The following is a 9,933-nucleotide window of genomic DNA, read 5'->3' as shown; positions in this document are numbered from 1 at the left end:
CCGGACCCAGCCCCAGACCAATCCCAGGGCCAGCCCGAAGGCCAGCCCCGAGCAGAACAGCCCAAGCAGCCGCCCGCGGCGGCGGCCGAGCCGTCGACCGCCCCCGATGAGCCAAAGCCGCAGCGCCCGCGCAAGGGCAACGGAGCGGACAACGCCGATGCCGCGAGCACGGACCGCGGCGAGCCAAGCACGCCGGGGGCAGGTGCCAGCGCCGACGAGCCGCCGCGGGCGCCTGACGCCGCCATCGGCGACCATGCGCGCGCCAAGCCCAACGGCGGCACCACAGCGCCGGCGGACGCTGCGGAAGGTCCTAAGCCGGTGCCGCCGCCGGCGGACCCGCCGGCAGCGGACGACACCACAGCCCGCAGCGGCCGGACGTCGGGCGGCGAGTATCCGGGCTCCGGCTGAGCACCCGCTCGACTGCAACGCCGGATGGCGAACGGGCGAGCGCCGAGGGTGATAGCTGAGATGCCGACGTCAGCCTGACCCAATTTCGGTTTGGGCAGCGGCTGCGGTACCATGGCGGGCCGAGGCGCCGGCGCTCCGACGCCGGCCCCCAACAGCTGCCAGGCCCGCTCCCAACGCCCACAGATGCTTCGTCTGTTCGCCACCAGTACTGCGCGGCTCTTCGGCATCGGCGCCGGCGCACTGTTCCGCTCGCCCGACGGCGTAAGCCGCGTGCGCCCGCGCCGTGTGCTGGTGATGCTCGGCTTCCTGCCGCTGTTCGCGCTGGTACAGGGCATCCACTGGCTCGGTTTTCTGCTGGATGAGATCTTCTTTCGGGGCTACCGCCGGGTGCAGATCCGCGAGCCCCTGTTCGTGCTCGGCGTGCCCCGCAGCGGCACCACCAATCTGCACGCCGTGCTGGCCCGGGACCCGCAGCTCACCACCTTCTCCACCTGGGAGTGCCTGTTCGCCCCCTCGGTGTCGCAGCGGCTCTTCTGGCGTGCGCTGGGGCGGCTGGACGCCAAGCTGGGCGCGCCGCTGCGGCGCCTGCTGGGCGTGGCGGAGCGGCGCTTCTTCGCGTCCCTGGACGACGTGCATGCCATGAGCCTGAGCTCGCCGGAGGAAGACTATTTCGCGCTCATGCCGGTGCTGAGCTGCTTCATCCTGGTGCTGCCCTTCCCGCAGGCGGCACACCTGTGGCACATGGGCAGCTTCGACCGGGATATGCCTGCGGCCGAGCGGCAAGCGTTATTGGCCTTCTACGCCGACGCGCTGCGCCGCCATCTTTACGTGCACGGGCCGGACAAGCGCCTGCTGTCCAAGAACGCCGCCTTTGCATCCATGGCCAACAGCCTCGCGACACAGTTCCCGGACGCCCGCTTCCTGGTCTGCCTGCGCGATCCGGTGCAGACCGTGCCCTCCCAGCTGAGCTCCATCCGGGCGGGGCTGTCCTTCTTCGGCGTGCCGTCGACGAGTGCACCGCTGCGCGAGCGCTTCATCGAGCAGCTCGCGTTCTACTACCGGAACCTGCACACCCTCGCCGAGAGCCAAGCGCCGGCACGCACCGTCACCAAGACCCTGCCGCAGCTCAAGGCCGACCTCGCCGGTGCCGTGCGCGACGCCTATGCGCGTCTGGGTATCCCGCTGCGGGCGGACTTCGCAGCAACCCTGGACGCGGCCGCGGCAACGGCACGCAGCTATCGCAGCGGCCATCGCTACGACCTCGCCGAGCTCGGCCTGGACGCAGCCATGATCGCCCGGCGCTTTGCCGATACCTATCCCAAACCCGCCAATGCCGGGACCGCCAAGACTGAGCACACCGACACGGCCGCACAGGCCGCGGGGCTGTCTCGATGCTAAACCCGTTCGAGGATAGCGATGCCGTCAAGAAGGCTGCGAGCAGCGCCGCCGGCGCACTCGACGGTACTGGTCTGCGGATCGCCATCGTCTCGGACGCTGCACCCGAGCGCAACGGTGTCGGCGCCTACTACCGGGATCTGGCCGAGCATCTGAAGGCCGTCGGCGTGCGCGTTGACCTGATCTCCCCGCGCTTTCGCGCTGGGCATTGGTACGGGGGCCTGCCGCTGCCGCTGCCGGGCGACCCGACGCAGCGCTTCGTGCTGCCGTCCCTGCCGCTGGTGATGCGGCGCATGGCCCGGCTGCGCCCGGACGTGGTCATCGTGCCTACGCCCGGCCCCTTCGGCATGCTCGGCATGGTGCTCGCCAAGCGCTGGCACGCGCGGCTGGTGGTGGGCTTCCACACCCACTTCGAGCGCCTCGCCGAGCTCAATGACGACTGGGTCCTGCGGGGCAAGGTCGCCCAGGCCTACCTCAACACCTGCAACCGGGCCCTGTTCCGCGAGGGCGCACTGGTGCTCGCCAACTCCGACGAGATGTTGGACATCGCCCGGGATATCGGCGCCAAGCGCGTCGGCCTCATGGGCACGCCCATTCCCAAGGCCTTCCTGGACACGCCGCCGCAGCCGCTGCGCCAGGGCGTGCACCGCGTGCTCTTTGCAGGCCGGCTGGCACCGGAGAAGAACCTCGGCGCCGTTGTGGACGCCGCGGCGGCCCTGCCGGAGGTGCAGTTTCACGTGGCAGGCGACGGCCCGCTGCGCGATTGGCTGGAGGAGCAGGCCGAGCGCCTGGCGAACCTGCACTATGTCGGCTGGGTGAAGCGCCAGCAGATCATGCCGCTCATCGACGGCGCCGATGTCCTAGTGCTGCCCTCCACGGTGGAGTCCTTCGGCACCATCGCGCTGGAGGCCATGGCCCGCGCGCGACTGGTGGTGGTGTCTTCCCAGTGCGGAATTCTGAGCTGGGAGAGCCTCGAGCGCGGGCTCTTCCAAATCCATCCCAATGAGACCCTCGCCGACACCCTGGCGCGGGTGCGGGCGCTGGACCATGCCATCTTGCAGCGCAAGGCCGACATCGCCCGCGACGGTGCCCGAGAGCTGAACGCCCGTAACCTGCGCCACTGGCTGCGAGTGGTCCGGGACGAAGACGCCGGTGGCGCGGACGATGTCTCTGTCTGAGCCGCAGGCCGGCACGCCGCCACCGGTACGCGATCCGTTGGCGCTGGTGTCCGTGCACGATCTCATGCCGGCGACCATGCCGGCGGTGCGCCGCACCCTGGCCCTGCTCGAGCGCTACGCCGTGCAGCCGGTGACCCTGCTGGTGGTGCCCGGCACCGGCTGGGACGCCCGCGGCATCGACGAGCTGCGGGCGTTGCAGCGCGCCGGCTACGTGCTCGCAGGCCACGGCTGGCAGCACCGCGCCGAGCGCATCCGGGGTGTGCGACACCGTCTGCACAGCCTGTTCCTGTCTCGGAACGTCGCCGAGCACCTGGCGCTGGACGCCAACGGCATCCTCGCGCTCATGCGCCGCTGCCGGGAGTGGTTCGAGCGGCAGGACCTGACGCCGCCCACGCTCTATGTACCGCCGGCCTGGGCGCTCGGCCCGGTGAGTGCGCAGGCGCTGCGCCAAGCCGACCTGTTCCGGCAGGTAGAAGTCTTCTCCGCCGTGCTCGACACGGCGAGCGGACGGCACGCAGCTTCACCAGTCCTGGGCTACGAGGCGGACGCGGCCCTGCGGGTGTCGGTGCTGCGCCTGTGGAACGCCCTCGGGCGGCGCCGGGCAGCGGCGGCAGGTGCCCTGCGAATCGGCATCCACCCCTACGACATCGAGCATCCGCTGCGCCGCGACCTCATCGCCGATCTGCACCACTATCGCGGCTTTGCGGACTATGGCGCACTGTTGAGTGCGCCGCTGCCTACAGCTGCGTCGGGCACTGCATCGCACACAGCCCAGCACACATCCTGACCCGGCTATCTTTCGCAACGGGCCGGATCAAGCCATCGCGCCGGTCAAATATGGCGGCGGCGGATCTCCTCCAGCAGCCCGGCGGCGGCCTCCTCCACCATGTCGAAGACCGACTCGAAGCCCCCGGTGGCGCCGTAGTAGGGGTCCGGCACCTCGCGCATGCGCGCCTGCGGGGCGTAGTCCATCAGCAGCGCCAGGCGCCGCTCCAGGCCGCGGCCGGGCGGGCAGATGCCGGACAGGGCGTGATAGTTGTCTTGGTCCATGGCCAGCACATAGTCATACAGCTCGAAGTCCTCGGCCACGGCGCGGCGGGCACGCAGGTCGGCCAAGTCGATGCCGCGGCGCAGCGCCGTCTCCCGTGCTCGCGGGTCCGGCGGCTCGCCGAGGTGGTAGGCGTGGGTGCCTGCGGAGTCGATCTCGATGACCTCGGCCAGCCCCGCCTCCTCCACCAGCTTGCGGAACACGCCTTGGGCGGTGGGTGATCGGCAGATATTGCCCATGCAAACGAACAGCACCTTGACCTTAGCCGTTGACGTCATGCGTCTCTCTTCGTGTCTTCAGCAGATGGGGATAGGAGCGCAATTCTAGCATCGGTCGAAGCTGGCGCCGCGGAGGGCGGCGACGCCGCACGGTCTCCTGCCGGCTTCAAGGCGGACGCTGCCGGCCGAAGGGCTGGTGATACTGGCGCATGCGCCGTTGCAGGCGCTCGCGCTCGAGCGCGCGGCCCTGCTGCATGTCGGTGCCCCGCCGCGGCACGTCGGGCGGCGCTGTCACGGTGCCCGGCTCGGCCAAGGGGGCATTCGCGCGCGGGGCGGACTGCTGGCGCTCGCGCCGCTTAAGGCGCTGCTCCACCGCGCGCAGCTCGTTGCGCTGGCGGCGCTCCACGGTGGAGAGCTCGCGCTCTTCGCGCAGATCCAGCGGCCCCGTGCGCTGCCGATAGGTGCGTTGATCCCGCTCCAGCTGCAGCCAGCCGGCCGCCGAGGGCTCCGCCGCCGCTGCTGCGCAGGGGACCATTGCTGCCAGCCAGAGCAGAAGCCCCAGACCCGGCAGAGCGAAGGGCAGACGAGCCGGCGTCGCCGGCAACAGCAGACGAGGCCAAGGCGCACCCTGTTGGTGCAAAACCGGCGCGGCACGGTAAAGATTCGACCACTCGCACCCGTATTTCGGCCGCAGCGCCCCTGCCATCAGCGCATCAGCGACTGCTGATGAGTGTCGTGGCGCGGGTTTGCAAAAGTTGGCACCGTACATGCTTAAACAGAGACAGAGGCGGAAATTCCCTCTCTGCCGTTTCCGTCCTCTGACCTCCTCAGTGGTGAATTGGCCCCGCGACCCCGCGGGGCTTTTTTTTGGGCGCGCTTTTTTGGGCCCGCTATGGTCCGGCGCCGGCGAGACCGGGCAAGGGCTGCCTGCCGCCGCGTCGCACCTGCCTCGGCTGCGCTCGGCCGAGGCCAGGAGAGCGGACAACCAAACGGACAAAGCCGGCGCGGTGTCGGGCTGCGGGCCCCGGCCAGACCGACGGCACAGGCTCAGTCGCCGCTGGTGACGGCCACGTCGAACGCTGGTGCCGCCCCGAGCTGGCGCTTGACCGCGCAGAGTTCCATGGCGCGCACGATGCCCTCGCGATACTGCTCGGGAAAGCCATCCGGCAAGCGCAGGTGCAGCACCGCCTTGGAGCGCTCGGGATGCTTCATGTCGCCGTCCCATTCCATGGACAGTGCGAGCCCGGTGGTATCGATGTCCCGCGACTGGCAGAAGTTCAATGCGAAGATGCCGCTACAGGACGCCAGCGACGCCAGGAACAGCGTGAAGGGCGCCGGCGCCGCGCCGGCCCCGCCGTTCTTCTCGGACTGGTCGGTGGGAATATGGAAGCCTCCGACGTGCACATCGACGCGTTTCCCGCCGGGAAAAGACAGCTCTAGGTTTTCGGACATGCATAACCTCGTTCGGAACAGGGACAGTGGCAGTGCGGCGCCCGCCGGCGACAGGGTGCGAAAGGCGGCGCATCGCCCTCATCTTCCTAGCACTGCAACAGACCGGACCGCGCCATGCAAACCACCGATGAGCTCCTGAGCCGACTGCGCACCCATCTAGGGCGTCGCTGCCAGCACGCGGGCCGCCGTTGGCGTCTCGTGGAGATCTTGACCACCGACGGCCGCCTCGTGCTGGAGAGCCAGGACCCGGAGCCTCCCATCCAGGCGGATCAATACGGTAACGCCGCCTTCCGTGCACCGGAGCACCTGGAGCTGGCGCTGTTCACGGATGCGGGCGAGCCCACCACGGATCTCACCCGGCTGCTGCAGGCGTTGGACGGCACAGTCGGTCACGCCGCCCGCGACCCCGGGTACCCGGCCTAGCGACGGCTCATTGTCGCCGTGGTCATCGAGCTCGACCATGCGCGGGTCTTGCGCGGGCCTAGGGATGCATCGATGACGGCGACACAGCTGAGCTAGCCGTCCGCGGCTTCCAGCCAGCGCAGCACGGCCTCGACATCATCGGCAGTATCGACACCAGGCCCAGGGACGGCGGCGGCCTGCGCCACCTGCACACGCTCACCGTGCCAGAGCACGCGCAGCTGCTCCAGGGACTCCGCGATCTCCAGCGGCGACGGCGGCCAACCAACGAAGGCTTCCAGAAAGCCGGCGCGATAGGCGTACAGACCGATGTGGCGGAGAAACGAAGCCTGCTTGGGCAGATGGGCGCGGTTGCCCAGGAATTCGTCACGATGCCAGGGTATGGGCGCCCGCGAGAAGTAGAGCGCCACACCGTCTGCGCCGGTGACCACCTTCACCACATGCGGGTCGAACAAGGCTTCTGCGGTGGTGATGGGCGTGGCCAAGGTCGCCATCTGCACGTCTTCGCCCGCCGCCAGGGCCGCCGCCACTTGGTCGATATTCGCAGGCGGCATGCAGGGCTCGTCCCCCTGGAGGTTCACCACCACGCTCTCTGCCGGCCAGCCCCGGGCGGCGGCCACCGCCGCGATGCGCTCCGTGCCGCTTTGGTGATGCGACTCGGTGAGCTCGGCATCGGCGCCGATGGCACGGCAGTGCTCCAACACGCGCTCATCGTCGGTAGCCACGACAACCTCCGCCGCGCCGCTGGCCCGGGCCTGCTCCCAGACGCGGGCGATCAAAGTCTTGCCGCCGATGTCGATGAGCGGCTTGCCCGGCAGGCGGCGGGCGCCGTAGCGGGCGGGGATGACGACACGGAAGCTGTTGTGCATGGCGTTCTCGCTGTGGCGCTTTAGTCCAGCCGCAGGTCGCAGGCTGCGGCACCCGTGCAGCCGGCATGGATGTCCAGATTGTCCGCGACGACCCCGCGTTCGGTCAGCAGCCGGTCCAGCGCGACCACGAAGGCGGAGTCGGGGACCGCCGCCACGGGCACCGCCCAGAGCTCGGGCCACTGAGTACCCGCCGGCGGGCGCAGGCGCCGGCATTTGACGGCATCCTTTTCGGTCATCAACACCGCCGCGCCGTCCCAGGCGGCCAGGTCGGCGACGGTGAACCGATGGTGATCCGGATAGGCTCGCGCGTCCACCCTGAGACCCTGCGCTTCCAGCATACGAAAAAAACGCGCCGGGTTGCCGATACCCGCCACCGCGGTCACGCGCTCGCCGGCGAAGTCCGCCAAGGGGCGAGTGCGGCTCGGGTCCGTCAGGCTCACCGCCGCCTCGGGCGCGAGCGCCAGCGCCGGCAGGCCCGGCTGGCCGCCGCCGGTGGCGATGGCGAGATCCACCCGTGCGGCACGGCGCACCGGCTCGCGCAGCGGCCCCGCCGGCAGACAGCGGCCGTTGCCGTGCCCGCGGCTGCCGTCCACCACCAGGATCTCGCACTGCCGGCGCAGGCGATAGTGCTGCAGGCCGTCGTCCGTGACGACGACATCGCAGCCGTGGCCGACCAAGGCGCGCGCCGCCGCCACCCGGTCCCGGCCCACCGCGACCGGCGTGCGACCGTCTGCCGCCAACAGCACCGGCTCGTCGCCGAACAGCGCCGGGTCCGCATCGACCGGCACCAAGCGCACGTCCCCGGCATTGCTACCAGCCGCCGCGCCATAGCCGCGGGCGGCGATGCCCGGTTTGAGCCCGCGGGCCCGCAAGTGCCCCGCCAGCCAGCGCACCAGCGGCGTCTTGCCGGTGCCGCCGACGCTCAGGTTGCCGACGACGATCACCGGCGCACCCGCCTCGAAGCTCGCGCGCCAGCCACGGGCATAGGCCGTCGCCCGCAGCGCCGCAAGGCCGCAATACAGCCAGCCGAGCGGCGCAAAGAGCGCGGCGGCCAGCCGCCCGGCACGGCTATGCCCGTACCAGATCGCCGTTGGGCTCAGGCCATGGCGCTCACGGGCCGCCCGCTCACCGCGCACCGGGGTCATGGGCGGACTCCGGCAGCGGCGACGCTTGCAGCTGGGCACGCTGGAGCCGCGCGTAATGCCCGTCGGCGGCGAGCAGCTCGCGATGACTGCCCTGCTCCAGGATGCGGCCCTGCTCCAGCACCACCACGCGGTCTACGTGCTCGATGGTGGACAGGCGGTGGGCGATGACCAGGGTCGTGCGATTGGCCATCAGCACCGCCAGGGCCTGCTGGATATGGCGCTCGGCCTCGGTATCCAGCGCCGATGTCGCCTCGTCCAGGATCAAAATGGGCGCGTCCTTGAGCATGGCCCGAGCGATGGCGAGCCGTTGGCGCTGCCCCCCCGAGAGCAGCACGCCGCGGTCGCCGACCAGGGTGTCGAAGCCCTGCGGCAGGGCGGCGATGAACTCCAGCGCATGGGCCGCCTCCGCGGCGCGCTCGATATCGGCGCGCCCGGCCCCGGCGTTGGCGCCGTAGGCGATGTTGTCGGCGACGCTGGCGTTGAAGAGCACGATGTCCTGGGTCACCAGCGAGATCTGCGCCCGCAGGCTCGACAGGGTCACGCTGCGGTGGTCGATGCCATCCACCAGGATGCGGCCCTCGGTGGGGTCGTAGAACCGCGGCAGCAGGCTCACCAGCGTCGACTTGCCACTGCCGGAGCGCCCCACCAGGGCCAGGCTCTCGCCGGCGCCGATGTGCAGGTCCAGCCCGTGCAGCACCGCGCCCTTGCCGGCGTCGTAGACATGGGTCACATCGCGAAAGTCGATCTCGCCGCGCACCCGCCCCAGCACCTGTTTGCCGGTGTCGTGCTCGGTCTCGCTGTCCAGGAGCTCGAACAGGCTGTCGGCGGCGACGATGCCGCGCTGGAGCTGGGAGTTCACCGCGGTGAGCCGCTTCACCGGCGGCAGCATCAGCCCCATGGCCACCACGAAGGACATGAAGGTGCCCACGGTGATGTCCTCGCGCAGGCCCTGGAGCGTCGACAGGTAGACGATGACGCCGATGGCCACGGCCGAGAGCAGCTGCACCACGGGCACGCTGACGGACTCCACGGCGATGACCTTCATCTGCAGGGAGCGGGTCTTCTCGTTGATGGCGGAGAAGGTCTCGGACTCGCGGCGCTCGCCGCCGAAGGCCTTCACCACGCGGTGGCCGTCGATGACTTCCTGGGCGACATGGGTCAGCGAGCCCACGCGGTCCTGGATGCGGGCGCCGTATTGGCGAAAGCGCCGGGTGGCGTATTTCATCGAGAAGGCCATCACCGGCCCGATGAGCAGGAAGATGGCCGACAGGGCCGCATCCAGGTAGAGCATGTAGGCCAGCAGCGCCAGGGCCGTGAAGCCGTCGCGCACCAGGGTTGTGACCGCCTGGGTGGCGGCGGTGGCGACGTTCTCGACGTTGTAGGTGAGTTTGGCGAGCAGCTGGCCCGTGCCATGGACGTCGTAGTAGCGCGTCGGCGCCCGCAGCAGGTGGTCGAACATCTGCTGGCGCAGGTCCGCCACCACCCGCCGGCCCACCCATTTGAGGCAGTAGTTGTTGATGAAGCCGGCGACGCCGCGCACCATGAACACGGCCACCAGCAGGATGGGCATGAGCCGCACCACGTCCGGGTCGCGCTCGACGAAGCTGCCGTCGAGGAGCGGCTTGATCATGGCCGCGAACAGGGGCTCGGTGGCCGCGAACACCAGCATACCGACGATGGAGAGCGCGAACATGCGCCAGTACGGCTTCACATAGCCGAGCAGGCGCGCATACACCGCCCGCCCGGAGCCCCCCCTCCCCCCGGCGAGGGCGCCGGCCGCGCTCACGGCGCCTGGTCCGT

The 9,933-nt window shown here is 70.2% G+C and carries 10 protein-coding genes and 1 pseudogene; 5 read left to right on the top strand and 6 right to left on the bottom strand.

What is annotated here, in order from left to right:
* From CKO31_RS24230 to CKO31_RS24215, 4 genes and pseudogenes are all read left to right on the top strand, one after another.
* Positions 1 to 408, top strand: a pseudogene (locus CKO31_RS24230) (hypothetical protein); the annotation flags it as partial.
* Between the two features lie 183 nt (positions 409 to 591).
* Complete coding sequence (locus CKO31_RS24225) at positions 592 to 1,806, top strand: sulfotransferase (protein WP_200242863.1); 1,215 nt, start codon at positions 592 to 594, stop codon at positions 1,804 to 1,806.
* Positions 1,800 to 2,981: a glycosyltransferase gene (locus tag CKO31_RS24220; RefSeq protein ID WP_200242860.1), complete on the top strand. Its 1,182-nt coding sequence runs from the start codon at positions 1,800 to 1,802 to the stop codon at positions 2,979 to 2,981. The genes CKO31_RS24225 and CKO31_RS24220 overlap by 7 nt, the downstream gene beginning before the upstream one ends.
* Positions 2,968 to 3,768 (top strand): polysaccharide deacetylase family protein, encoded by an 801-nt coding sequence (locus CKO31_RS24215; RefSeq protein ID WP_200242857.1) that lies wholly within the window; start codon positions 2,968 to 2,970, stop codon positions 3,766 to 3,768. The genes CKO31_RS24220 and CKO31_RS24215 overlap by 14 nt, the downstream gene beginning before the upstream one ends.
* 44 nt (positions 3,769 to 3,812) lie before the next feature.
* Here the strand turns inward: CKO31_RS24215 and CKO31_RS24210 are convergent, their stop codons facing one another.
* The 3 genes from CKO31_RS24210 to CKO31_RS24200 all read right to left on the bottom strand — a co-directional run bounded on the left by CKO31_RS24210 (position 3,813) and on the right by CKO31_RS24200 (position 5,699).
* Positions 3,813 to 4,307 carry a low molecular weight protein-tyrosine-phosphatase gene (locus CKO31_RS24210; protein ID WP_200242855.1) on the bottom strand — a complete coding sequence of 165 codons (495 nt, stop codon included), beginning with the start codon at positions 4,305 to 4,307 and terminating at the stop codon, positions 3,813 to 3,815.
* A 106-nt stretch (positions 4,308 to 4,413) separates the two neighbouring features.
* On the bottom strand, positions 4,414 to 4,782 hold the full coding sequence (locus CKO31_RS24205; RefSeq protein WP_200242853.1) for a hypothetical protein: 369 nt from the start codon (positions 4,780 to 4,782) through the stop codon (positions 4,414 to 4,416).
* A 512-nt stretch (positions 4,783 to 5,294) separates the two neighbouring features.
* Entirely contained in the window at positions 5,295 to 5,699 is a 405-nt protein-coding gene (locus CKO31_RS24200) for an OsmC family protein (RefSeq protein ID WP_200242851.1), read from the bottom strand.
* A gap of 114 nt (positions 5,700 to 5,813) precedes the next feature.
* Here CKO31_RS24200 and CKO31_RS24195 point away from each other — a divergent pair, with 114 nt between their 5' ends.
* Positions 5,814 to 6,122, top strand: coding sequence for a hypothetical protein (locus CKO31_RS24195; RefSeq protein WP_200242849.1), 309 nt, complete (start codon positions 5,814 to 5,816; stop codon positions 6,120 to 6,122).
* Between the two features lie 92 nt (positions 6,123 to 6,214).
* On the opposite strand, the gene kdsB is transcribed toward CKO31_RS24195, so the two are convergent.
* From kdsB to msbA, 3 genes are read right to left on the bottom strand one after another with little or no spacing between them, the layout of a single operon-like run.
* Positions 6,215 to 6,988, bottom strand: a complete 774-nt coding sequence (gene kdsB / locus CKO31_RS24190; RefSeq protein ID WP_200242848.1) for a 3-deoxy-manno-octulosonate cytidylyltransferase — start codon at positions 6,986 to 6,988, stop codon at positions 6,215 to 6,217.
* Between the two features lie 20 nt (positions 6,989 to 7,008).
* A complete protein-coding gene (gene lpxK / locus CKO31_RS24185; protein ID WP_200242846.1) occupies positions 7,009 to 8,133 on the bottom strand; it encodes a tetraacyldisaccharide 4'-kinase in 1,125 nt (374 codons plus the stop codon).
* Positions 8,114 to 9,919 carry a lipid A export permease/ATP-binding protein MsbA gene (msbA, locus tag CKO31_RS24180; RefSeq protein WP_438874034.1) on the bottom strand — a complete coding sequence of 602 codons (1,806 nt, stop codon included), beginning with the start codon at positions 9,917 to 9,919 and terminating at the stop codon, positions 8,114 to 8,116. Before msbA ends, lpxK begins: the two co-directional genes overlap by 20 nt.
* Between the last annotated feature and the right edge of the window lie 14 nt (positions 9,920 to 9,933).

Origin of the sequence: Thiohalocapsa halophila (assembly GCF_016583825.1) — a bacterium.
Lineage (GTDB): Bacteria > Pseudomonadota > Gammaproteobacteria > Chromatiales > Chromatiaceae > Thiohalocapsa > Thiohalocapsa halophila.
Note: the sequence above shows the minus strand (reverse complement) of the source record. Positions and strands in the feature narration are given on the sequence as shown.

Bases quoted from the DNA above. Each gene is read 5' to 3' on its own strand.
- CKO31_RS24225 (WP_200242863.1), top strand. From the start codon at position 592: ATGCTTCGTCTGTTCGCCACCAGTACTGCGCGGCTCTTCGGCATCGGC.
- CKO31_RS24220 (WP_200242860.1), top strand. From the start codon at position 1,800: ATGCTAAACCCGTTCGAGGATAGCGATGCCGTCAAGAAGGCTGCGAGC.
- CKO31_RS24215 (WP_200242857.1), top strand. From the start codon at position 2,968: ATGTCTCTGTCTGAGCCGCAGGCCGGCACGCCGCCACCGGTACGCGAT.
- CKO31_RS24210 (WP_200242855.1), bottom strand. From the start codon at position 4,307: ATGACGTCAACGGCTAAGGTCAAGGTGCTGTTCGTTTGCATGGGCAAT.
- CKO31_RS24205 (WP_200242853.1), bottom strand. From the start codon at position 4,782: ATGGTCCCCTGCGCAGCAGCGGCGGCGGAGCCCTCGGCGGCCGGCTGG.
- CKO31_RS24200 (WP_200242851.1), bottom strand. From the start codon at position 5,699: ATGTCCGAAAACCTAGAGCTGTCTTTTCCCGGCGGGAAACGCGTCGAT.
- CKO31_RS24195 (WP_200242849.1), top strand. From the start codon at position 5,814: ATGCAAACCACCGATGAGCTCCTGAGCCGACTGCGCACCCATCTAGGG.
- kdsB (WP_200242848.1), bottom strand. From the start codon at position 6,988: ATGCACAACAGCTTCCGTGTCGTCATCCCCGCCCGCTACGGCGCCCGC.
- lpxK (WP_200242846.1), bottom strand. From the start codon at position 8,133: ATGACCCCGGTGCGCGGTGAGCGGGCGGCCCGTGAGCGCCATGGCCTG.